The 23,391-nt window shown below is 66.7% G+C and carries 15 protein-coding genes; 5 read left to right on the top strand and 10 right to left on the bottom strand.

Annotated features, from left to right (window positions below; all coding sequences use genetic code 11):
- The first annotated feature begins 261 nt into the window (after positions 1 to 261).
- From cydP to LGM42_RS21415, 5 genes are all read left to right on the top strand, one after another.
- Positions 262 to 543 (top strand): cytochrome oxidase putative small subunit CydP, encoded by a 282-nt coding sequence (cydP, locus tag LGM42_RS21435; protein WP_179231750.1) that lies wholly within the window; start codon positions 262 to 264, stop codon positions 541 to 543.
- Entirely contained in the window at positions 533 to 2,113 is a 1,581-nt protein-coding gene (locus LGM42_RS21430; RefSeq protein WP_226233124.1) for a cytochrome ubiquinol oxidase subunit I, read from the top strand. The genes cydP and LGM42_RS21430 overlap by 11 nt, the downstream gene beginning before the upstream one ends.
- 31 nt (positions 2,114 to 2,144) lie before the next feature.
- Positions 2,145 to 3,281 carry a cytochrome d ubiquinol oxidase subunit II gene (cydB, locus tag LGM42_RS21425; RefSeq protein WP_226233123.1) on the top strand — a complete coding sequence of 379 codons (1,137 nt, stop codon included), beginning with the start codon at positions 2,145 to 2,147 and terminating at the stop codon, positions 3,279 to 3,281.
- A gap of 69 nt (positions 3,282 to 3,350) precedes the next feature.
- The gene (gene cydX, locus LGM42_RS21420; protein ID WP_006477761.1) at positions 3,351 to 3,473 is read left to right on the top strand and encodes a cytochrome bd-I oxidase subunit CydX; all 123 of its coding nucleotides are present in this window, start codon (positions 3,351 to 3,353) and stop codon (positions 3,471 to 3,473) included.
- Between the two features lie 583 nt (positions 3,474 to 4,056).
- Positions 4,057 to 6,528: a family 20 glycosylhydrolase gene (locus tag LGM42_RS21415; RefSeq protein ID WP_226233122.1), complete on the top strand. Its 2,472-nt coding sequence runs from the start codon at positions 4,057 to 4,059 to the stop codon at positions 6,526 to 6,528.
- Positions 6,529 to 6,703: 175 nt separating this feature from the next.
- On the opposite strand, the gene nagE is transcribed toward LGM42_RS21415, so the two are convergent.
- From nagE to LGM42_RS21365, 10 genes are all read right to left on the bottom strand, one after another.
- A complete protein-coding gene (gene nagE, locus LGM42_RS21410) occupies positions 6,704 to 8,464 on the bottom strand; it encodes an N-acetylglucosamine-specific PTS transporter subunit IIBC (protein WP_226233121.1) in 1,761 nt (586 codons plus the stop codon).
- A gap of 87 nt (positions 8,465 to 8,551) precedes the next feature.
- Positions 8,552 to 11,134 carry a phosphoenolpyruvate--protein phosphotransferase gene (gene ptsP / locus LGM42_RS21405; RefSeq protein WP_226233120.1) on the bottom strand — a complete coding sequence of 861 codons (2,583 nt, stop codon included), beginning with the start codon at positions 11,132 to 11,134 and terminating at the stop codon, positions 8,552 to 8,554.
- 15 nt (positions 11,135 to 11,149) lie between these two features.
- A complete protein-coding gene (locus LGM42_RS21400; RefSeq protein ID WP_226233154.1) occupies positions 11,150 to 12,175 on the bottom strand; it encodes an SIS domain-containing protein in 1,026 nt (341 codons plus the stop codon).
- Positions 12,168 to 13,271, bottom strand: coding sequence for an N-acetylglucosamine-6-phosphate deacetylase (gene nagA, locus LGM42_RS21395; RefSeq protein ID WP_226233119.1), 1,104 nt, complete (start codon positions 13,269 to 13,271; stop codon positions 12,168 to 12,170). The genes LGM42_RS21400 and nagA overlap by 8 nt, the downstream gene beginning before the upstream one ends.
- Positions 13,272 to 13,393: 122 nt before the next feature.
- Positions 13,394 to 14,128 carry a GntR family transcriptional regulator gene (locus tag LGM42_RS21390; protein WP_226233118.1) on the bottom strand — a complete coding sequence of 245 codons (735 nt, stop codon included), beginning with the start codon at positions 14,126 to 14,128 and terminating at the stop codon, positions 13,394 to 13,396.
- A 392-nt stretch (positions 14,129 to 14,520) separates the two neighbouring features.
- A complete protein-coding gene (locus tag LGM42_RS21385; protein ID WP_226233117.1) occupies positions 14,521 to 15,612 on the bottom strand; it encodes a fimbrial protein in 1,092 nt (363 codons plus the stop codon).
- Between the two features lie 114 nt (positions 15,613 to 15,726).
- Positions 15,727 to 18,198, bottom strand: a complete 2,472-nt coding sequence (locus tag LGM42_RS21380) for a fimbria/pilus outer membrane usher protein (RefSeq protein WP_226233116.1) — start codon at positions 18,196 to 18,198, stop codon at positions 15,727 to 15,729.
- A gap of 238 nt (positions 18,199 to 18,436) precedes the next feature.
- A complete protein-coding gene (locus LGM42_RS21375; RefSeq protein WP_226233115.1) occupies positions 18,437 to 19,213 on the bottom strand; it encodes a fimbria/pilus periplasmic chaperone in 777 nt (258 codons plus the stop codon).
- A gap of 105 nt (positions 19,214 to 19,318) precedes the next feature.
- Complete coding sequence (locus tag LGM42_RS21370) at positions 19,319 to 19,867, bottom strand: fimbrial protein (protein ID WP_060312502.1); 549 nt, start codon at positions 19,865 to 19,867, stop codon at positions 19,319 to 19,321.
- Positions 19,868 to 20,170: 303 nt separating this feature from the next.
- Positions 20,171 to 23,389, bottom strand: a complete 3,219-nt coding sequence (locus tag LGM42_RS21365; protein ID WP_226233114.1) for an error-prone DNA polymerase — start codon at positions 23,387 to 23,389, stop codon at positions 20,171 to 20,173.
- Positions 23,390 to 23,391 lie beyond the last annotated feature (2 nt).

The following is a 23,391-nucleotide window of genomic DNA, read 5'->3' as shown; positions in this document are numbered from 1 at the left end:
GTTTCACGCCCAGTTTCCCACCCCGTTAATTGAACTGATTCATCCAGTATTGCGCTATTTGCAGCGCCCATCCGCATAACCTTGATCCACCTCAATTTTTAACCCCTGTTTCGCGACGGTCTGCCGCAGCGCAGCACTCGGCATCGGAAAGCAGTCCTTTTAAAATTGGCATGTCAGGCGCAAAAGGATTAAAACAGCTTCACGGCCGTCATCAATCCGACGTAAAGTCGCCCCCAATCCGTCGTAAATCGATTCAGGATAATCGCCTTGATCTCGATCAATAAAGAGCCTGCGCCGCCTTCGCGGCCGGCCGGCCCGATCGGCTGGCGCGCGCGCATCGCCGCATGGGCACGCGGCCCGACCCTCGCCCGCGACATCACCCTGGTGCTGATCGTCAAGCTGATCCTCCTGATGTCGCTCAAATACGCATTCTTCAATCATCCGCAGGCCGAGCACATGTCGTTGCCGCCTGCCGCCGTGGCCGAGAAGCTGCTCTCGGTGCCGGCGCCTGCACCCACCGAGGGAGACCACCATGATAAGTAGCGAAGTCGTCGATCTGTCGCGTCTGCAGTTCGGCATCACGGCGCTCTACCACTTCCTGTTCGTGCCGCTGACGCTCGGCCTGTCCTGGCTGCTCGTCATCATGGAAGCCGTCTACGTGATGACCGGCAAACAGGTCTACAAGGACATGACGCAGTTCTGGGGCAAGCTGTTCGGGATCAACTTCGCGATGGGCGTGACGACCGGGATCACGCTCGAATTCCAGTTCGGCACGAACTGGTCGTACTACTCGCACTACGTCGGCGACATCTTCGGCGTGCCGCTCGCGGTCGAAGGCCTGATGGCGTTCTTCCTCGAATCGACGTTCGTCGGCCTGTTCTTCTTCGGCTGGAACCGCCTGTCGAAGGTCAAGCACCTGATCGTCACGTTCCTCGTCGCGCTGGGCTCGAACCTGTCCGCGTTGTGGATCCTCGTCGCGAACGGCTGGATGAACAACCCGGTCGGCGCCGAATTCAACTACCAGACGATGCGCATGGAGATGACGAGCCTGTTCGACGTGCTGTTCAACCCGGTCGCGCAGGTGAAGTTCGTTCACACCGTGTCGGCCGGCTACGTGTCGGCGGCGATGTTCGTGCTCGGCGTGTCGTCGTGGTACCTGCTGAAGAAGCGCGACGTCGACTTCGCGCTGCGCTCGTTCGCGGTCGCGGCCGGCTTCGGCCTCGCGGCCACGCTGTGCGTGATCGTGCTCGGCGACGAATCGGGCTACACGACCGGCGAAGTGCAGAAGATGAAGCTCGCCGCGATCGAATCCGAATGGGAAACGCAGCCGGCGCCCGCGTCGTTCACGCTGATCGGCGTCCCGAACCAGGAGGAACAGCGCACCGACTACGCGATCAAGATCCCGTACGCGCTCGGCCTGATCGCGACGCGCTCGATCGACGAACCGGTGATCGGCCTGCGCGACCTCGCGAAGCACAGCGAGGAGCACATCCAGAGCGGGATGATCGCGTACGGTGCGCTGCAGAAGATCAAGCAGGGCGACACGAGCGACGCGACCCGCGCGCTGTTCGACCAGCACAAGCAGTATCTCGGCTACGGGCTGATGCTCAAGCAGTTCACGCCGAACGTGACCGACGCGACGCCCGAGCAGATCAAGGCCGCCGCGAAGAAGACGATCCCGCCCGTCGCGCCGGTGTTCTTCTCGTTCCGGATCATGGTGTTCCTCGGCTTCCTGTTCGTCGCGACGTTCGTTGCCGCGTTCTGGTTCTGCGCGCGCCGGCAACTGCTGCAGGACAACCGCCGCTGGTTCCTGCGCTACGCGGTGTGGGCGATCCCGCTGCCGTGGATCGCCATCGAATTCGGCTGGATCGTCGCCGAGCTCGGCCGCCAGCCGTGGACGATCGCCGGCGTGCTGCCGACGCACCTGTCCGCGTCGAGCCTGCAGCCGAGCGACCTCTACCTGAGTCTCGCCGGCTTCATCCTGTTCTACACCGCGCTGTTCGTCATCGAGATCAAGCTGATGTTCAAGTACGCGCGCCTCGGCCCGTCGTCGCTGCATACCGGCCGCTATCACCACGAACTCGCCGCTGCCGGCGAGCGGGCCGCGGTTTGAACACGCCCTCGCAACCGAACAAGGAATCGCTATGGACTATGCAACGCTCAAGCTGATCTGGTGGGTGCTCGTCGGCGTGCTGCTGATCGGCTTCGCCGTCACCGACGGCTTCGACATGGGCGCGACCGCGCTGCTGCCGTTCCTCGGCAAGACCGACGAGGAGCGCCGCATCATCGTCAACACGGTCGGCGCGACGTGGGAAGGCAACCAGGTGTGGCTGATCACGGCCGGCGGCGCGATGTTCGCGGCCTGGCCGCTCGTCTACGCGGCGTCGTTCTCCGGCTTCTACTTCGCGATGCTGCTCGTGCTGTTCGCGCTGTTCTTCCGGCCGGTGGGCTTCGACTACCGCAGCAAGCGGCCGGACCCGCGCTGGCGCGCGGGCTGGGACTGGGGCCTGTTCGCCGGCGGCTTCGTGCCGGCGCTCGTGTTCGGCGTCGCGTTCGGCAACCTGCTGCAGGGCGTGCCGTTCAAGTTCGACAGCGACCTGCGCGTGACCTACTACGGCGGCTTCTGGGCGCTGCTGAACCCGTTCGCGCTGCTGTGCGGGCTCGTCAGCCTCACGATGCTCGTCGCGCACGGCGCGGCGTTCATCAAGATGAAGACCGACGGCGCGATCGCGCGCCGTGCGTCGATCGCGCTGCGCGTGGCGTCGTTCCTCGCCGTCGTGCTGTTCGTGCTGGCCGGCGTGCTGGTGGCCTCCTACATCGGCGGCTTCCACATCACCCACGCCGCGCCGACCGACACCGTCGCGAACCCGCTGCTCAAGGACGTCGCCGCCGGTTCGGGCCTGTGGCTCGCGAACTACAGCGAATATCCGTGGATGATCGCGGCGCCGGTGGTCGGTATCGCCGGCGGCGTGCTCGCGCTGCTGCTCGCCGGCTCGAAGCAGGAAAAGACGGCGTTCTTCTGCACGGGCCTGATGATCGTCGGCGTGATCCTGACCGCGGGCTTCTCGATGTTCCCGTTCATCATGCCGTCGTCGCTTGACCCGCGCAGCAGCCTGACCGTGTGGGATTCGACGTCGAGCCACATGACGCTGCAGGTGATGCTGTTCGCGGTGATCGTGTTCCTGCCGATCATCCTGCTCTATACGAGCTGGGTGTATCGCGTGATGCGCGGGAAGGTCACGCACCAGACGCTCGAAGAGAACAAGCACTCGATGTATTGATGCATTGAACCGGGTCGGGGCGCGCGGGCGCCTCGCCCGCCGTTCCACCGTTTCGCAAGGAGTCGGATCATGTGGTATTTCAGCTGGATTCTCGGTATCGGCGTCGCGCTGTCGTTCGGCATCGTCAACGCGATGTGGCTCGAAGCGCGGCAGAAGACGCAGGAAGCGCCCGTGCGGGCACGCCGCGACTGACGCACCGGCGCACTGACGCGTGACGCGCGCGCCGATCGCGCGCCGCCACCGCCCGGAAGGGAAAGAACCTCGCTTCACGCGAGGTTTTTTTCGTCCTGGCCGCGCGCGGGCAGGCGTCGTGCATCGATGCCAATTTAGCGCCAGATTGATACCACTTGAATACCAATAAAAGGTTTCATAAGATCGTTGGACACGGCCGCTGACAGGCCGATTCCTTCTGGGTGGGGGAGACATGCGAATCCCGTGTGTGGCGTGCGCGTGCGCGCCGTGTCGACGTCCGCGTGCCGCGGCGCGCGCCGTCGTCGCGATCGCGTTCGGCCGCACGCATGCCGTCGGCCGCGGCCGCGTCGTCGTCGCGGCGGTTGCCGCGCGCCGCCGATGAATCCGCGCACGCGGCCGCGCCGATCCGATCGGCACGCATGCCCGCCTCCCGTTCCGTAACGCACGCTCCCGCGTGCCGAATGCGCGCGGTGCAGCCGCATCGCCCCGCGTGCAGGCATCTCCCGCAGCTCCACTGAAAGACCCGATCGCAGCGACGTCGCGTCACGACGCCGCCACGCCCTCTTTTTCTCAGGAGTTCGAATTGAAGCGTACCTTGCCATCCCTCATTGCCGGTCTGCTGCTCGCGGTGCTGCCCCCCACCGCGATCGCCGCGGTACCGGCGTCGCCCGCCGCCGGCGCGACCGCCGGCGCCGCGCAAGCAGCCAGCCTTGCGACGGTGCTGTCGAACGGGCTCGCGCTGCGCGTCGCCGTCGACAACAACCATGCGGCCGCCGCGGGCGTACCCTGCGCCGATCTCGGCGCCGACGGCGCGGCCTGCGCGACGGGCCGCCTGATCCTGCAGAACCGCGGCCACCAGGCGATCGCCGACGGCGGCTGGAAGCTCTACCTGCACAGCATCCGCCGCCTGCTGCGGATCGACCGCCCGGGCTTCGCGCTGCGGCGGCTCACCGGCGACCTGTACGAACTGACGCCGCAACCGGGCTCGGTGCGGCTCGCGCCCGGCGAGCGCATCGAGTTGCCGTTCGTCGCCGAATACTGGCTGCTGCGTTACAGCGACGTGATTCCGCGCCCGTATGTCGTCGTCGACGGCGCGCCGCCGGCCGTGCTGCGCTACAACGATACCGACAACGAGCTGCGCTACGTCGAATCGCTGCCGGCCGACGCGCAGAACAATTCGACCGGCAACGCGCCGCCCGTGGCCGCACGGCCCGATCCGGGCCGCGCGCTGCCGAGCGTGAAGCGCGAACTGCCGCTGCCCGGCACGCTCGAGCTGCGCGGCGTCGAACTCGCGCTGCCGGACCTGCCGGACGCGCAGGTCGCGGCGCTGCGCGAGCGCGCGACGACGCTCGGGCTCGACGGCGCACGCGTACCGGTTCGCGGCTTCGTCGCGCCGCGCCGGCTGCCGGCCGACCTCGCGACACCGGGCGGCTACCGGCTCGCGATCGGGCCGCGCGGCGTGCTGATCGAAGGCTACGATCGCGCGGGCCTCTACTACGGCGTGCAGACGCTCTACTCGCTCGCGCCGGCCGGCGGCGGCCCGATTCCCGCGATGCTCGTCGAGGATGCGCCGCGCTTCACGCATCGCGGCATGCACGTCGACCTCGCGCGCAACTTCAAGCAGCCGGCGACGCTGCGCCGCCTGATCGACCAGATGAGCGCGTACAAGCTCAACCGGCTGCACCTGCATCTGTCCGACGACGAGGGCTGGCGCATCGAGATTCCCGGCCTGCCGGAGCTGACCGAGATCGGCTCGCGCCGCTGTCACGACCCGGACGAGACGCGCTGTCTGCTGCCGCAGCTCGGCTCCGGCCCCGACAACCGCTCGGGCGGCGGCTACCTGACGCGCGACGACTACGTGGCGCTCGTGCGCTACGCGGCCGCGCGTTTCGTGCAGATCATCCCCGAGATCGACATGCCCGCGCACGCACGGGCTGCCGTCGTGACGATGGAGGCGCGCTACCGGCGGCTGCATGCGGCCGGCCGCGAGCAGGAAGCGAACGCGTATCGGCTGCTCGACCCGCAGGACACGACGAACCTGACGACGGTGCAGTTCTACGACCGGCGCAGCGACCTGAACCCATGCGTGCCGGGCGCGCTGAACTTCGCGTCGAAGGTGATCCGCGAGATCGCGGCGATGCACGCGGACGCGCAGGCGCCGCTGCAGACCTGGCACTACGGTGGCGACGAAGCGAAGAACATCTTCCTCGGCGGCGGCTTCCAGCCGTTGAACGGCACCGACCCGAACAAGGGGCGCATCGATCTGGCCGCGCAGGACAAGCCGTGGGCGCGGTCGCCCGCGTGCACGGCGCTGCTCCAGCGCGGTGAGATCAAGTCGATCGACGAGCTGCCGACGCGCTTCGCGAAACAGGTGAGCGCGGCGGTCGACGCGAACGGGATCGGCACGATGGCCGCGTGGCAGGACGGCATCAAGCATGCGAACGGGCCGCGGGATTTCAGCACGCGCCACGTGATGGTGTCGCTGTGGGACACGATCTTCTGGGGTGCGTCGGACAGCGCGCGCGACCTGAGCGGCAAGGGCTACCAGACGGTGCTCGCGCTGCCCGACTACCTGTACTTCGACTTCCCGTACACGCTCAATCCGCGCGAGCGCGGCTACTACTGGGGCTCGCACGCGACCGACGAGTACAAGGTGTTCTCGCTCGCGCCGGAGAATCTGCCGCAGAACGCCGAGGTGATGGGCGACCGCGACGGCAACGCGTTCGAGGTGACGGGCACGGGCCCCGCGCCGCGCATCGAAGGCATGCAGGGCCAGGCGTGGGGCGAGGTGATGCGCAACGACACCTTCCTCGAATACATGACCTACCCGCGGCTGCTCGCGCTGGCCGAGCGCGCGTGGCACCGGGCCGACTGGGAGCTACCGTATGCGGCCGGCGTGCGCTTCAAGCGCGGCGACACGCACCACGTCGACATCGCCGCGCTGCAGCGCGACTGGGCCGGCTTCGCGACGCTGCTCACGCAACGCGAATTGCCGAAGCTCGACCGGGCCGGCATCGGCTACCGGAAACCGACCTTCACGCTGACGAATCCGTGAACGGTTGAACGGCCCGGCAGTCGGCGCGACAGGCGAAGCGGGCCCACGCATCGCCTGTCACGCATCGAGCATTGCCCGCGCCAAAGAAAAACGGCTTGCGACGTACGCGTCGCAAGCCGTTTTTCGTTTCATCTCCGGCCGGACCCGCCACGCGGCTCCGGCCGGCTTCACCGCATCACGCCGGTTGTGCCGCCGCCCCGCCGCCCGACGGCGGCAGGCGCGCGCCGAGCTGTTCGGCATAGCGTGCGGCCGCGTTGCCGCAGACGATGTGGAACGTGTCGAGCGACACCCATGCGACGTCGAGTGCGCCCAGACGCTCGCGATCGACCGCCGACGGATCGCGCACGACCACGCGCAGGCGCGTGGTGGCCACCGCATCGAGCGACACGACGTTGGTCGCGCCGCCGAATACCGCGAGCCAGCGCGTCGGCTCCGGATCGAGCGGGCCGGCGGCCGCGCCCGTGACGGGCTGCGCGGCGACGGCCGGCGCCGTCGCTGCCGCGCCGCTGCCGATCGCGGCACGCATCTCGTCGGCAATGATGTCGGCCTCGGGCCCGATGATCACCTGCACGCTATTGCCGCCGCGCTTGAGCACGCCGCGTGCGCCGATCGACTTCAGTTCCGGCTCCGATACCTTTTCCGGATCGACGACGCTCAGGCGCAGGCGCGTCGTGCACGCGTCGACGACCGACAGGTTGGCCGCCCCGCCGAGCGCGGCGATGTAGCGTTGCGCGCGCGGTGCGGCAGCCGTTGCAGCCGCGCCCGCGGCCGGCGCGACGAAGCCGCCCGATGCGTACGATTCCGCGGCCGCATCGGCCGAGGCCGGCTCGCGGCCCGGCGTGGCCATGTTGAACTTGCGGATGAAGAAGCGGAACAGCCCGTAGTACGCGACGCCGTACGCAATGCCGAGCGGGATCGCGATCCAGCCCTTCGTCGACAGCCCGTAGTTCAGCACGTAGTCGATCGCGCCGGCCGAGAACGTGAAGCCGAGCTTCACGCCGAGGATCTGGCAGATCGCGAGCGACAGCCCGGTGAGCACCGCGTGGATCACGTACAGCACCGGCGCGAGGAACATGAAGCTGAATTCGATCGGCTCGGTCACGCCGGTCAGGAACGACGTCAGCGCCATCGAGAACAGCAGGCCGCCGACCATCGCCCGGCGCTCCTTCGGCGCTTCGTGCAGCATCGCGAGACACGCGGCCGGCAGGCCGAACATCATGATCGGGAAGAAGCCGGCCATGAAGGTGCCCGCGGTCGGATCGCCCGCGAAGAAGCGGTGCAGGTCGCCGTGCACGATTTCGCCGCCGGCCGGCGGCGTGAAGTTGCCGAACACGAACCATGCAAGCGAGTTGATGATGTGGTGCAGGCCGGTGACGAGCAGCAGCCGGTTCAGGAAGCCGAACACGAACGCACCGATCGCGCCCGCCGTCGTCAGCCACTGGCCGGCCGCGTCGATCGCATGCTGGATCGGCTGCCACACGTACCCGAACGCGATGCCCAATATCACGCACACCAGCCCCGTGATGATCGGCACGAACCGCTTCCCGCCGAAGAACGCGAGGTAGTCCGGCAGCTTGATGTCCTTGTAGCGGTTGTACAGCAGCCCCGCGACGACACCCGCGATGATCCCGGACAGCACGCCCATGTTCAGCTTGGGATCGATGTCCTTCATGATCGCGGTTTCGATCAGGTAGCCGATCGCGCCCGCGAGCGCCGCCACGCCGTTGTTGTCCTTCGCGAAGCCGACCGCCACGCCGATCGCGAACAGCAGCGGCAGGTTGTCGAAGATCGCGCCGCCGGCGTCGGCGATCATCTTGATGTTGAACACGTCCGGCTGGCCCAGCCGCAGCAGGATGCCGGCGACCGGCAATACCGCGATCGGCAGCATCAGCGCCCGACCCAGGCCCTGTATTTTCAGAAACGGATTCCCGTCCATTCGATCCTCCAATCCATGTCTCGTCGTTAAGCGTCGTTGACCTAATTGCTTTCGTAGTAAAACGGGCCGCGAGCCCGCCGTCGACGCTCAGTCGAGCGGCCAGACCTCGCGGCTTGCTGCCCTTACCGCCTGTGCCGAATCGAGCGCGAGCAGATCCTGCGCGCGCTGACGGCACAACTGGTAATCGAGACGGCGCACACGCGCCTTGATGCCCGGCACCGCCACCGGATCGACCGACAGCTCGGTCACGCCGAGGCCCACCAGGACCGGCACCGCGAGCGGATCGCCGCCGAGCGCGCCGCATACGCCGACCCACTTGCCGTGCTTCGCGGCGCCGCGCACCGCGATGTCGATCAGGCGCAGCACGGCCGGATGCAGGCCGTCGGACTGCGCGGCGAGATCGGCCTGGCAGCGATCCATCGCGAGCGTGTATTGCGTGAGGTCGTTGGTGCCGATCGACAGAAAATCCGCATGCTGCGCGAGCTGGTCGGCCAACAGCGCGGCCGACGGCACCTCGATCATCACGCCCACCTCGATCGGCTCGGTGCGGCCCTGCGCGCGCGCGAATTCGTCGATGCGCTTCCTCAGCCGCACGAGTTCGCCCGCGTCGGTCACCATCGGCAGCAGGATGCGCACCGCGCCGAACGGTTTCACCGCGAGCAGGCCCTGCAACTGATCGTCGAGCAGATCGGGGCGCACCTGCGCGAGACGGATGCCGCGCAGCCCGAGCGCCGGGTTCGGCTCGGGCGGCAGCGTCAGGTAGTCGACTTCCTTGTCCGCGCCGACGTCGAGCGTGCGGATGATCGCCGTGCGGCCCTGCAGCGCGTCGACGATCGACTGGTAGCTCTGCTGGTGCTCGACGACGGTCGGCGCGGCCTGGCGGTGGATGAACATCAGTTCGGTGCGCAGCAGGCCGACCGCGTCGGCGCCGTTGTCGACCGCGGTGTTCGCGTCGTCGAGCGTCGCGATGTTCGCGGCGACCTCGATCGCGCGGCCGTCGACGGTCGCGGCCGCAACGCCGGCCAGTTGCCGGTTCGCCTCGCGCACGCCGTCCAGGCGCTGGCGCTCGTGCCGCGCGCGCTCGACGTCGAGCGCGGTCGGCGCGTGTTCGAGCCGGCCCGCGCTCGCATCGACGACGACCTGCGTGCCGTCCGGAATCGTGTACAGCGCATCGCCGACCGCCACCAGCGCCGGGATGCCGAGCTGCCGCGCGATGATCGCCGCGTGCGACGTCGCGCCGCCGCGCGCCATCACGAGCGCGGTCACGCGCTCGCGATCGAGCGACGACAGGTCGGACGGCGTGAATTCGTCGGCCGCGAGCACGGCTTCGTCGGGTAGCGTGCGCGCCGCGCCATTCGTGTGGCCGAGCGCGCGCAGCACGCGCTTCTCGATGTCGCGCAGGTCGGCCGCGCGCTCGGCGAGCAGCGCGTCGTCGAGCTTCGACAGCGTGTCGATCTGCGTGCGGATCGTCGCGCGCCACGCGAAGCCGGCGCCCTTGCCGAGGCTGATCAGGTCGCGCGCCGCGTCGATCAGCGTCGGGTCTTCCAGCAGCACGCGATGCACCGCAAAAATCCCCGCCTCGCCGACCGCACCGCGCGCCGACGCGTTGCGAACCGTTTCGGCGAGTTCGGCGTCGACCGCCTTCAGCGCCTGGTCGAGCCGGCGGCTTTCGGACGCGGGCGTGCCGGCCGCCTGTTCGGGCGGCACGATGTCCGCATCGTCGAGACGCACCAGCGTGCCGACCGCGATGCCGGGCGCCGCGCACACGCCGGCGAGCGTGTTCGGGTCGAGCGCCGCGCCGGTCGCGTGCACGATGGTTTGCGGCGCGGGCGATTTCAGCCGCGCCGGCTTTTCCTCCACTTCGCCGTGCGCCTCGCGCAGCAGCTCGCGCTCGACCGCATCGACGGCCTGCTGCGCGTGCGCGCCGCGGCCGACCAGTTCGACCGTCGCGCCTTCGCCGGCGCCGAGACCGAGCAGACCGACGACGCTCGCGATCGACGCCTTGCGGCCGTCGAACAACACGTCGACGCTCGCGTCGAACCCGCGCGCGGCTTCGCGCGCCCGCGCGGCCGGCCGCGCATGCAGGCCGCCCGGCTGCGCGAGCACGATCTCGCGGCGCACTTCGTTGTGCGCGGCCGCGCCGGCCTGCGCCGCCTGCGCGGCGGCTTCGCCCTTGCCGCGCAGCACGAGCAACGGCGTCTCGCCGGCCGTCGCGAAACCGCTCGCGCGGTCGACCACCTCGAACGCATCGGAATTCGCGATCGCGATCACCGATACGAGCGAATGCGCGTGACGCGCCACCGCGTCCTGGTCGAACTCGATCAGCAACGCGCCCGCTTCGACGCGTGCGCCGGCTTCGACGTGCGCGATGAAGCCCTGCCCGTTCAGCTCGACGGTGTCGATGCCGATGTGCAGCAGCACTTCCGCGCCTTGCGGCGTCGTGATCGTCACCGCGTGGCCGGTGCGCGCGAGATGCGACACGACGCCCGCGCACGGCGCGACGAGCCGGCCCGCGAGCGGGTCGATGCCGATGCCGTCGCCGAACATCCCGCCGGAGAACACCGGATCGGGCACGTCGGCCAGTGCGACGATCGGCCCCGTCAACGGGCTGAGCAGGACGATCTGATCGTGGGTGGGGCTCTTCAACTGGGACTCCTCGGCGCGTCTCATCGGCTTTCTCGGCTATCAGTGCGTTTCGGTGACTTTGTTCAGGTGGCGCGGCGTGTCGGGATTGCGGCCGCGCGCGACGGCGAGATCCGCCGCCATCACGTAGAACGAAAGAATGGCGGCGATCGGATCGAGCGCCGGATGGGCGGACTGCGCGAGCGGCAGCACGGTGCCCTTTGCGTCGGGCGTGCCGGGCGTGCCGGCGGGCGCCGCGAGCAGCACGGCGGCGCCGCGTGCGCGCATGTCCGCGGCAAGCTGCAGCAGGCCGGCCTGTTCGGGCCCCGGCGGCGCGAACACGAGCAGCGGATAATCGCGGTCGATCAGCTCCATCGGGCCGTGGCGGACTTCGGCGCTCGAGAATGCCTCGGCCTGGATGCCGGACGTTTCCTTCAGCTTCAGCGCGGCTTCCTGCGCGATCGCGAGGCCGAGGCCGCGACCGATGACGATCATCCGTTCGACGCCCGCGAGCGCCGCGACGGCCTGCGACCAGTCGAGCCGGCCGGCCTGCGCGAGCACGTCGGGCAAGCCGCGCAATGCGGTGATCAGCGCGGCGTCGCGCTGCCAGTACGCGACGATCTGCGCGGACAGCGACAGCATCGCGATATAGCTCTTCGTCGCGGCGACCGACAGTTCGGGGCCGGCGAGCAGCGGCAACTGGTGTTCGCACGCGTCGGCGAGCGGCGACGGCAGCACGTTCACGGCGGCGACGGTGCGCGCGCCGGCTTCGCGCAGCGCGGCCATCGTGTTGACGAGGTCGGGGCTCTTGCCCGACTGCGAGAAGGCGAGCGCGAGCTGGTCCTGCACCTTCAACGGCGCCTGCTGCAGTGTCGCGACCGACATCGGCAGCGACGCGACCGGCACGCCGAGGCGGCTCATCGTCAGGCTCGCGAAATAGCTGGCGGCGTGATCCGAGCTGCCGCGCGCGACCGTCAGCGCGACGGCCGGAGGGTGATCGAGCAATTGGCCGGCGAGCGCTTCGACGCGCGTGGTGTCGGCGAGTTGCGCGGCGACGACCTGGGCGGACTCGCGCGCTTCCTTAAGCATATTCGACAATCGATTCTCCTTCGACGTAGGTCGCGGTGAGGTTCAGGTCGCGATCGAACACCGCGAGGTCGGCCCATGCGCCGCGCACGAGGCGGCCGCGATCGGCGACGCCGAGGTAGTCGGCCGCATAGCGCGACATCCGGTTCGACACGTCGGCGATCGGCAGGCCGAGCGACACGAGGTTGCGCAGCGCCTGGTCCATCGTCAGCGTGCTGCCGGCGAGCGTGCCGTCGGCGAGCCGCACGCCGCCGAGGCACTTCGTCACGTGCTGGCTGCCGAGCCGGTATTCGCCGTCGGGCATCCCGGTGGCGGACGTGCTGTCGGTCACGACGTACAGGCGCGGAATCGCGCGCAGCGCCGCACGGATCGCGCCCGGGTGCACGTGCAGCAGGTCGGGAATGATTTCCGCGTATTCCGCATGCGCGAGCGCCGCGCCGACGAGGCCCGGGTTGCGGTGATGCAGCGGCGACATCGCGTTGAACAGGTGCGTGAAGCCGCACGCGCCGTGCTTGAGCGCGGCGACGGCATCGTCGTAGGTCGCGAGCGAGTGGCCGAGCTGCACGCGCACGCCGCGCGCGGCCATCTCGCCGATGATCTCGATGTGGCCCGCGATTTCCGGCGCCAGCGTGACGACGCGGATCGGCGCGATCGACAGATACTTCAGCACCTCGTCGAGCACGGCCGACACCGCCGCGTCCGGTTGCGCACCGAGCTTGCCGGGGTTGATGTACGGGCCTTCGAGATGCACGCCGAGCACACGCGCGCCGCCCGGCGTGCGGGTGCGCGCGACGGTGCCGAGATTCGCGACGACCGCCATCAGCTCGTCGCGCGGCGCGGTCATCGTCGTCGCGAGCAGGCTCGTCGTGCCGAATTGCGCGTGCGTGCGTGCGATCGTTTCGATCGCGTCGCCGCCTTCCATCACGTCGGCGCCGCCGCCGCCATGCACGTGCAGGTCGATGAAGCCGGGCAGGATGTACGGCGCGTCGTTCGTCGCGGGATCGACGGGCGTGCCGTCGAGCGTGGTGATGCGGCCGTTCTCGCTATCGAGCGAGCCGTGAATCCAGCCGTCGGGGGTCAGGATGTTGCCAGTCAGCATGACGTTCTCTTGATGATCGGGTGACGCGGGCATCCGCGTCGTGATTGGCCAATCCGTTGCGATTCATTGCGCGCGATTGCGTTCCATCGCGATCGCGCGGGGTGCGCAGGCAGTCTCGCGCGTCAGCGTTTCAGTTCGGCGACGAAGTCGTAGTAGTCGTCGCGGCAATACGTTTCGGTCACTTCGATCGCGCGCTGGTCGGCGCCGTAGCCGATGCGCGTGATCACGAGGAGCGCCGAGCCCGGCTTCACCGCCATCCATTTCGCGATCGCGTGCGTCGCGTTCGCCGCGCGAAAATGCTGCAGCGCGCGCACGACGGTCATGCCGCGCGCCTCGAGGTATTCGTACAGCGACGCGCCAAGCGCCTGCGGATCGGGCACCACCGCGGCCGGCAGCGTCGAATGCTCGACCGCCATCACGATGCCGTCCGCGCGGCGCAGCCGTTCGAGCCGCGCGACCGTCGCGCCCGGCGCGAGGCCGAGATGCGTGAGCTCGTCGCGGCTCGCGGCGCGCAGCGTGCGCGACAGCCACACCGAATCGGGCACGAAGCCGCGCTGCCGCATCTTCGCGGTGAAGCCGACGAGACGCGACAGCGGATCGGCGACACGCGGCGTGATGAAGCTGCCCGCGCCGCGCGCCCGCTTGATCAGGCCCTGTTCGACCAGCAGCGCGAGCGCGCGACGTGCGGTGATCCGCGACACGCCGACCGACACCGACAGCAGCCGTTCCGACGGCAGCGCCTCGCCGGCCCGCCACGCGCCGGCGTGGATCGCGCTCGCCAGATTGCGGGCGAGCTGCAGATAGAGCGGCGTGTCGTCGAGGGGATCGGGCGCCAGTTCGGACCAGCCGGTTTCCATGTGCCTCCGCGTGTCGGACGACGATCTCGGACCGTCGAAAGTGAACGCATTATATAACCACCATAATACCAGTCAACGAACTGGTATTAGCGCCGCGGAAATCGCCGGAAGCCTTGTGCGGCAAGCGTTTTAGTAACGGGAAAGCCTTTGTTTACAATGCAGTGCGGGATAGGGATTTACCCGAGGTGGTATGCAAGGGGACAGTTCGAGGGAAGGATTTGCCGCGTTTTCGGGCGTCGGAAGCGGACCAGGATAGAACCACTTTGGGCAACTGGTATGCATTGCGCTCGGGGGGATGCGGTCATGGCACGACACGTTACGCTCACGCCGAACGAACAGGCCGGGTTCGGCATTGAAGCGACAGCGCCGCGGGTGGGCGCTGCCTGTGCCGATTACTGATAACTCATCGTGAAAGTGGCAAGGCCATTCGCACTGCCCGGCCCAACCTTTCCACCTTCGCCGGCATAGCGGGCTTTCAGCGGGATATCCACTGTGCCGTTGCCATACTCGCCGACATACCATTGATTCGGGTTGCCCTCCGCGCTCGAATCCGGGCCGTAGCTGACGATGCTACCGTCACTACGCAAAATCTGGATCCCGACTCCGGTAGCAGTGGAATCGCTCGAGAGAGAAAGCATGTCGGACCGGTTCCCGGGATTGGTGGCATCCGTCAACGTGATGTAGGTCAGCGCCTTGCCGGGCGTCCCGGTGATCTGTCCGGCCCCGCTACACAGCAACCGGATATTGAACGGCACGGCGCTCGACGTCGCGCCGCCTTCGAGGCTTCTGCTAAGGACGGTGCCCAGCGACGCCTGAATAACCGGCGTTTCGACCTTGCACGTCGGCGCGACAGGCCGGATGACGATCGGTCTCGCCAGCTTCAACTGGATGAGGTACCCGGCATAGTTCCGGATAAATAGAGTAGCGAGGCGGTCTATTGTACCAGGGGGCATATTAGGGGGGGACGTGACTGCACCGATCTTGATCAATTCGAGCTTGACGGCTAGCTGAGTATAAAGCGTCGCCGGATTCACATTCTGAGAAACCGGCCAATACGCGCCGGACGCAATGTCAGCAGCGGAAATGCGTGCGCCAATGCCGGGAACCATGGTGGTGTATACGTTAGGTTGACCACCAGCGGTTCCCGACGGGCTCCCCCCCCACATCCTCCAATCAAGATTGAAACTACTCAACTGCGGGCACGTTATCTCATGGGACGCCGGCTGCGAGATTGCCGTATATAAAACCGTCCCGTTCGGCACGTTCGGATCAACCTGGACGCTTGCGGGAAGGTCGAAGGCGATGGTGAAGAGGCCGTTTTGGTCGTAGGGCAACATCACCCCATCCCTTTTGACATAACAGCCATTCCATAGGGCAGCCTCGCTCGCGCCCGAAAAAACTGCCGCCGCACACAGGAGGCCGCTCATCATGATTCTGCCAAGCGCCGGGAACCCGCGCCCGAATATTCGTTTCTTCATCGACATTTCGCATTCCTTTACTTAAATCGATACAGGCCGTAATTCTCGTTACGACCATCCGCGCCGCACATCGGGCAAGGATCGAACGCTCGCCCGCGACTTCGCCTTCCAGCGGCAAGATCACCGCACGCACACCGCATTCGCGGTCGACCAGGCCTTGCCGCCCGACGCGCCGCCCGATAGCGAAACGCTCATCCGGCACTGGTCGTTCGTGCCGTCGCCCCACTTCACGCTGAAGTCGCCTGCTTCACCCTTCATGCTGCGCACGATGATGCGTCCCGCCTGCGCAACGGTGCCGACTTCCTGCCCCTTCGCATCGAACACCTGCGCGCCGAACGGCAACGGCTCGCCGTCGGCCGTCTTGCCGCGGATGACCACCGAGCGCCCGCCGCCCTCGGCCTTGAACTTGAGCCGTGTGACAGCGCCAGCCGTCGGCACCGTGTATTGCGACGTCGACTTGAGTTCGACGCTCAGCGGCAAGCCCTTCGGATCGAGCTCGATGTCGTTTCGCGAGAACGGCTGCAGGCTCGTGACGACGGCGTGCCCCCAACGGTCGATACGCAGGCCGCTGCCGTTCAATACGCGGGCGCCGCGCGCGCCCTGGGCCTCGACGATCGCGACGGTTTCGCCCAGTTGCGGCGCAAACGCGACGCCGCCGCTGTAGGCCACGATGCCGCCCGACACGCCCGCGCCGACCTGGCTGTAGCCCGATCCCTTCGATGCGCTGCCGGTGACGGTGGCCAACGGCGCCGCGTACGACACGTTGCCGCCCACGCTGGACGACGCGCGCCCCGGGCCGCCGCTCGTGGTGCTGCCGTTCAGCCCGTAGCTGAACGCGTCGTCGACGCCGAGCGTGCCGGATACCGATTCCTGCACCTGCACGCTGCCGTCGGAGTCGCGCTGCAGCATGGTCGACGAATACGGCGCACGTGGGCCGCTGCCGAGCGGCACGTTGAGCGTCAGCATCATGCGGTTGTCCCACCGGCCCCGCGTCGCGTCGAGCTGGCGCACCAGCGACACGTTGTAATTCAGCTGCTTGAAATTGTTGCTGTAGCCGGCCTGGAACTGCGTATCGCGGCCGCTCTGATTCCAGTAATCCTGCGTCGAGCCGGACAGGTAGAACGAGCCATACCCCCGCGGCAAATTCTGCGTGACGGTAAGCTGAAGTCGCCCGCGCTGCACGCCGGTCGTCATCATGTGATCGTTCATGCCGCGCCCGGCCAGATCCCGTAACGTCACCGCGTCCCGCATGCTCAGGTAGCCGCTGCTCGAATAACGATAAGCCGCCATCGTGAGGTTCGTGTCGGTCGGCGCGAGCAGCTTGCTGTAGGTGATCCGCATACTCTGCCCACTGCGGCTCGGCAGGCCCTTCAGGCTCGCATTGGCCTGCGTGATATCGAAGCCGAACGCGCCGAACGACGTGTTGAGCGCGACGCCGGCCAGGGCCGATATATAGCCTTCGCTTGCCTGCACGCCGCCATAACCGGTGATCGCGTTCGTGAAACCGTGGAGCAGCGTGCCTTCGAACATCCACGGCTTGCTGTTGAGCATCTGGCTCCGGTACTGACCCACCGTTGCGCTGAAGCGCGTGTTGCCGACCCGCAGCGCGTTGACGGGCGCTGCATAGGGCACGCTCGACACATGCTTGCTGCCGTCGGCTTCGGTGACCTCCACCTGAAGATCGCCGCCATAGCCGGTCGGATACAGGTCGTCGATCTCGAACGGCCCGGCCGCGACGTTGGTTTCATAGATGGTGTTGCCGTTCTGGCGGATCCTCACCAACGCGTTGCTCTTCGCAATGCCGTGAATCGTCGGTGCGTAGCCACGCTGCGAGGCCGGATACATCCGCTCGTCCGATTCGATCTGCACGCCGCGAAAGCCGACGCTATCGAACAGCTTGCCGTTCGTGAAGGCTTCGCCCACGACGAGCTGGCTTTTCAGTTTCGCGATCGAGCGCTTCACGTTGGTCTGCACGCTCTGATACTGGGTACCGCCGCTGAACGAGTTGTAAGATACGTTGCCGTCGTGCCGGAAACGCCACGGACCGGCGTTCAGCCCGGCCGTCAGCCCGACATACCCTTGCGTCGATGCCGTGCCCGCCGCCACCGAGCGGTACGCATTCGCGTTGTATTTCAAGATGGCGGCCGGCACGCCTTCGTCCCAGTAGCGCGGATCGACATACTCGCGCGGGTTGCGCAGCATCGAAGCCTGCGGCACGCTGATGTCGAGCCGCAGCTCGCCGTTGTCGAACTGCGCGGTCGCGTCCGGCACCAGCTCCGGCAAGGTCAGGCACGCACTGGCGTCGACAGGGCCGTCGATCTGCGCGGCCACCTGCTCCGACAGCTTGGACAGATCCACGCCCATGCGCTCGAGCAGCGCGCGATCGAAGCACGGTTGAACGTTATCGCTTCGGCTGCCGATCTGCTTGAGCGTCACCTCCGAGCGGCCGAGCCAATGCTGGTTCACGTAGATGTCCGCGCGGTAGACGCCGGGCGACGCGATGTTGCCCTTGCTGTAGCGGCTGACGTCGACGTGCGGCGCGCCGGGGCGCTGCAAGAACAAATCGTTGAATTCCACTTGCGCCACCTGCATGGCGGCGCCATCGCTCGCGTACGCGCCGGAGCACGCGAACAACGCGGATGCAACCAGGCTGAACGGGCGTAGCGCGGTGGAAAATGAATCTCGATTTCTTCTTTGCATAGCGAAGGCCAGTTGAAATCTCCGCGACAAAACACGCCCTGACCGCCTGCTGCGGTCGGGCAAATCGGGTACAAGCGGAGGAAATGGAGGGAGCGTGAAACCGCCGTCGCGCGGTATCGGTCGTCCGGTGTCAGTTCGCGGCAGGCGTGTTGTCCGGCTTCAATGCCGTATCGCCTTCGACGGAGCCGCCCCAGTCGTTCAGCACGCTGTAAAACACTTTCGCGTCCGGCGCCGCAGGAAGATCGCTCTTCAAAGGGAAAGCCTTGTTGCCCATCGGAGGCACCATGCCGGCTTCGTTCGTCGGGATGGTCTTGCCGCCGGATCTCGCTTCGATCGCCGAGAACGACACGTAGTACGGTGTCGGATTGCGCGCTTCGAGAAACGGGCGGCCGTCCTTGTGCGTCAGCCGCCAGCCAATTTGTCCGGGTGCATCGTTGGACGAGCCCTTGAGCCCCGCGGGACGGTAGAACAACTTGATCCGGGTGCGGAATGCGAGTTGCAGCTTGTTCGTGTCGGCCTGATCCGCACCGGGCTTGGGCGGCACTTCCAGGACGTTGAGCCAGAACACCGATTCCCTGTCCTGCGGCTGCGGCTCGCCGGTGAACACGACACGCAGCGTCTGGCCCTTGCCGGGATCGATGCGTGCGATCGGCGGCGTGACCGTGAACGGGGCGTCGATCGCCGACGGAGCGGCCTTGATGTCGCCCGTATCGACCCATGACTGCACCAGTGCGGGAGACTTGCCATCGTCGTTCGACAGCTTGATCGTGGCCTCGGCCTCGTTCGCGTCGTATACGAGCCGGGTTCCACCGACGACAACGGAAGCTTGTGCATTCAAGGCGGCTGCAAGCCCCAACACGACGCACCCGCCGGCGATGAGCCATCTTAAGGATTGCTTAATTTGCATGGCAGTTATCAACTGTTTAAGGTAGGGAAACAGCAATGGAAGGATGAGACAGGATCTACCCGTCTCATCCTTCTAGATCGAGAGACGGTGAAACCGGCGCTCTGCTTATTCGTAGGCCATCGTGTACATGACCTGCGTGTTGGCCGGACCCGCACCCGCCGCGCCGGTCGCGTAGTACTGAGCGTAGTACTGCAACGTTGCGTTGCCGTCGACGATCGACACCTTCTTGTCGCCCTGCGATGCATCTTCGGCACCCGCCTTGATCGGGGAATGGTCCGCGTTCAGCAGTTGAACCTGGACATTCTGGGCGGCGTCGGCGCCCTGGAGTTCCAGGGTGCCGATTTCCTGATTGGTGGTCGGGCCCGACTCGAAGAACGTGTGAACGAGGCCCGTCTTCGTCGAGCAGTTGGTCAGTGCGATAGTGAACGGCGTGCGGCCCGACACTTGGCCGGCGGCCGACAGCGTGCTGACGGAAACCGACGGGAGCGTGACCGTGAAGTCCTTGCCGCCACCGTTACCGCTGACCGTGCAGGTTTGAGCGGAGATGTTGCCCTTGAACGTGATGGTGCCGTCGGGTGCGGCTTGCGAAACGCCGGGCGCCGCAATCGCGGCAGCGAACGTTGCAATGGCAAGACTTGCGCGGGTAAGCTTCATAAACAGACCTCATTATGTTGATACGTTAGAAAAAAAAGGAAATATGCATCTGCACCTGATGCCGCCTCAAGGTTTGTCCCGATAGCCGCTGCTTTGCATATTTCGGAAAAGATTGTTTCAATTTCTGCCTTCCTACGCCATGGGACGAGTACGAAATTTCGATCTTCTATTTAATACATTGTCAAATTTCGTAAATGATTTGTTATCCTTATTTATTGAATCCTTGGTGAGACTCGATGTCGGCCTTGTCTGATACGCGAGTCATGCGGCGAGCACCGCGCGGTCGGCGCACGGCCGCAGGAATCAATGGAATTCGCGGCTCGACGTGCGCAGGCCGCCGAGCAACGGCGTCAGATCCTCGAAATGCTGCGCGACGAGGTGCCTCACGTCGCTGACGACCTGCCACACGCCGGACGCCGCGAGCAGCCGCGAATCGAGCGTTTCGCGACGCTGCCGCGCGAGCAGCTCGGGCCGGACGATCACGTTCACGCAACCCGTTTCGTCTTCGAGCGTCATGAACATCACGCCTTTCGCGGTGCCCGGCATCTGCCGCGCGATCACGAGCCCGCATGCGCGCGCGAGCCGGCCGTCCGGACGGTCGCGCAGTTCGGCCGCGGACGACAACCGCTGAGCGCGCAACGCCGGCCGCAGCAACGCGACCGGATGGCGGTTCAGCGTGAGGCCGGTGGTGTGATAGTCGGCGAGGATGTCGTCGGCTTCCGACGGCGCGCCGAGCGCAGGCTGCTCCGTTTCGTCGATCGGCGCGGCGGCAAGCAGATCGCGCTCCGGCGCCGCGGCGACGGCCTGCCACAGCGCATCGCGGCGATGGCCGGCGAGCGTCGCGAGCGCGTTCGCGGCGGCGAGCGCTTCGAGATCGCGGCGTTCGAGCTGCGCGCGGCGGGCGAGGCTGTCGACGTTGTCGAACGGGCCGGCGATGCGTGCGGCTTCGATGCGGCGCGCAGCGGCTTCGCCAAGGCCGCGCACGAGCGACAGGCCGAGCCGCACCGCGGGCTGGCCGTGCGGCGGCGGCTGGCCCGGCAGCGCTTCGAGCGACGCCTCCCAACCGCTTTGCGTGACGTCGATCGGCAGCACCTTCACGCGGTGACGCTTCGCGTCCTGCACGAGCTGCGACGGCGGGTAGAACCCCATCGGCTGGCTGTTCAGCAGCGCGGCGAGAAAGATCGCGGGCTCGTGGCATTTGAGCCAGCTGCTCGCGTACGCCAGCTTCGCGAAGCTGGCCGCGTGGCTTTCGGGAAAACCGTATTCACCGAAGCCCTTGATCTGCTCGAAGATCTGTTCGGCGAATTCGCGCGTGTAGTTGCGTTCGAGCATCCCGCTGATGATCTTGTCCTGATATTTCTCGAGATTGCCTTTGCGCTTCCATGCGGCCATCGCGCGACGCAAGTCATCCGCTTCGCCAGGTGTAAAACCCGCGGCGACGATCGCAATCTGCATGACCTGCTCCTGGAAGATCGGCACACCCAGCGTGCGAACGAGCACTTCCTTGAGCGCGTCGCTCGGATACGTGACCTCGCCCTCCTCTTCGCCGGCCACGATCCTGCGCCGCTTCAGGTACGGATGCACCGCGCCGCCTTGAATCGGGCCGGGCCGCACGATCGACACCTGGACGACGAGGTCGTAGTAGTTGCGCGGCTTCAGCCGCGGCAGCATCGACATCTGCGCACGCGATTCGATCTGGAACACGCCGACCGTATCGGCCCGGCAGATCATGTCGTAAGTTGCTTCGTCATCCTGCGGAATGTGCTTCAGCGTGAACGGTTCGCAGCCCGGCTCCGGCGGCCCGCGCCATGCGGTGCGCAGGTCGAACGCGCGATGCAGCGCCGACAGCATGCCGAGCGCGAGCACGTCGACCTTCATCAGCCCGAGCGCCTCGAGATCGTCCTTGTCCCACTGGATCACGCGCCGCCCGTTCATCGCCGCGTTCTCGACCGGCACGAGCCGCGTGAGCTTGCCGCGACTGATCACGAAGCCGCCCGAATGCTGCGACAGGTGACGCGGAAAGTTGAGCAAGCGCCCCGCCAGTTCGGCCCATGCCTGAATGATCGGCGTCGCCGGATCGAGCCCGGTCGACGCGAATTGCTGCAGCAGATCGCGGCTGCCGTCGAACCAGCGATGCCCCTTCGCGACGCGATCGACCAGCATCGGATCGACGCCGAGCGCCTTGCCGGTTTCGCGCAGCACGCCGCGTGGGCGATACGTCGAAACGGCGGCCGCGAGCGCGGCGCGGTCCTTGCCGTATTTTTCGTAGATGTGCTGGATCACTTCTTCCCGACGCTGATGCTCGAAGTCGACGTCGATATCCGGCGGCTCACCGCGTTCCTCGCTGATGAAGCGCTCGAACAGCATCGTGCTTTGCTCGGGATTCACTTCGGTGATGCCGAGGCAGTAGCAGACCACCGAGTTCGCGGCCGAGCCACGACCCTGGCACAGGATGTTCTGGCTGCGCGCGTATTTGACGATGTCGTAGACGGTCAGGAAGAACGGTTCGTATTCCAGCCGGGCGATCAGGTCGAGTTCATGGCGGATCTGCTTGTCGACCTTTTCCGGAATGCCCTGCGGATAACGATCGGCCGCTCCCGCGAAGGTTTCCTGTTCCAGATAGCGCGTTGGCGTGAGCCCCTTCGGCACGATCTCGTCGGGATACTCGTAGCGCAGTTTGCCGAGATCGAAATCGCACGCGTCGAGCATCGCGCAGGTTTCGCCAATTTCTTCCGGCGAAAACAACTTCGCTATCCGTCCACGCGTACGCAGATGCTGCTCCGCATTCGGCGCGAGCGCATAGCCGCACTCGGCCACCGGCATGCCGACACGGATCGCCGTCATCACGTCCTGCAACGCCTTGCACGAACGCCGGTGCATCGTCACGTCGCCGAGCGCGACGATCCGCACGTCGCGCCGCTCGCCGGCCTCACGAATCTCGTCGCGCTGCGCGCCGTCGAGCGCGCGCTGCAACTGCACGAGCCCAAGCCGCGCACGCTCGCCGAACGTCGCGCGAAACCATGCGACCTGTGCGTCGAGTACGTCCGCCCGCACCGGATACGCGGGCACGAGGATCGCGAAGCAGTCGGGCATCCCGCGCAGATGGGCGAATTCCTCTGGCGGCCTCGACAACATTCGCGACGTGAGCCGGTAAGTTCCCTTCGGCGCCTCCATCCGCCGCCATGAAATCAGCTCGGAAAGATTGCCGTACCCTTCGCGGTTCTGCGCGAGCAACACGAGCCCGAACGCACCGGGGCCCGGATCCTGGCCGGGCGCGACGTCATCCGGCGTGACGTCGAAATAGGAACCGATGACGAGCGGCAGCCCGTTCGCCTTCGCGGCGACATACATGCGCGGCGCGCCGGCGAGCGAGCATTCGTCGGTGATCGCGATCCCGCGATAGCCGAGTTCCACCGCACGCTCGACCAGTTCGTCCGCATGCGACGCGCCGTGCAGGAACGAAAAATTCGAGCGGCAGAACAACTCCGCGTAATCGGGCAGCAAACTGAATTCCGCAACCATCT

The sequence above is a fragment of the Burkholderia sp. AU39826 genome (genome assembly GCF_020419965.1).
Taxonomy (GTDB): domain Bacteria; phylum Pseudomonadota; class Gammaproteobacteria; order Burkholderiales; family Burkholderiaceae; genus Burkholderia; species Burkholderia semiarida.
This window is presented reverse-complemented; position numbering and strand designations above follow the sequence as displayed.

Bases quoted from the DNA above. Each gene is read 5' to 3' on its own strand.
- LGM42_RS21430 (WP_226233124.1), top strand. From the start codon at position 533: ATGATAAGTAGCGAAGTCGTCGATCTGTCGCGTCTGCAGTTCGGCATC.
- cydB (WP_226233123.1), top strand. From the start codon at position 2,145: ATGGACTATGCAACGCTCAAGCTGATCTGGTGGGTGCTCGTCGGCGTG.
- cydX (WP_006477761.1), top strand. From the start codon at position 3,351: ATGTGGTATTTCAGCTGGATTCTCGGTATCGGCGTCGCGCTGTCGTTC.
- nagE (WP_226233121.1), bottom strand. From the start codon at position 8,464: ATGGACGGGAATCCGTTTCTGAAAATACAGGGCCTGGGTCGGGCGCTG.
- ptsP (WP_226233120.1), bottom strand. From the start codon at position 11,134: ATGAGACGCGCCGAGGAGTCCCAGTTGAAGAGCCCCACCCACGATCAG.
- LGM42_RS21400 (WP_226233154.1), bottom strand. From the start codon at position 12,175: ATGCTTAAGGAAGCGCGCGAGTCCGCCCAGGTCGTCGCCGCGCAACTC.
- nagA (WP_226233119.1), bottom strand. From the start codon at position 13,271: ATGCTGACTGGCAACATCCTGACCCCCGACGGCTGGATTCACGGCTCG.
- LGM42_RS21390 (WP_226233118.1), bottom strand. From the start codon at position 14,128: ATGGAAACCGGCTGGTCCGAACTGGCGCCCGATCCCCTCGACGACACG.
- LGM42_RS21385 (WP_226233117.1), bottom strand. From the start codon at position 15,612: ATGTCGATGAAGAAACGAATATTCGGGCGCGGGTTCCCGGCGCTTGGC.
- LGM42_RS21380 (WP_226233116.1), bottom strand. From the start codon at position 18,198: ATGCAGGTGGCGCAAGTGGAATTCAACGATTTGTTCTTGCAGCGCCCC.
- LGM42_RS21375 (WP_226233115.1), bottom strand. From the start codon at position 19,213: ATGCAAATTAAGCAATCCTTAAGATGGCTCATCGCCGGCGGGTGCGTC.
- LGM42_RS21370 (WP_060312502.1), bottom strand. From the start codon at position 19,867: ATGAAGCTTACCCGCGCAAGTCTTGCCATTGCAACGTTCGCTGCCGCG.
- LGM42_RS21365 (WP_226233114.1), bottom strand. From the start codon at position 23,389: ATGGTTGCGGAATTCAGTTTGCTGCCCGATTACGCGGAGTTGTTCTGC.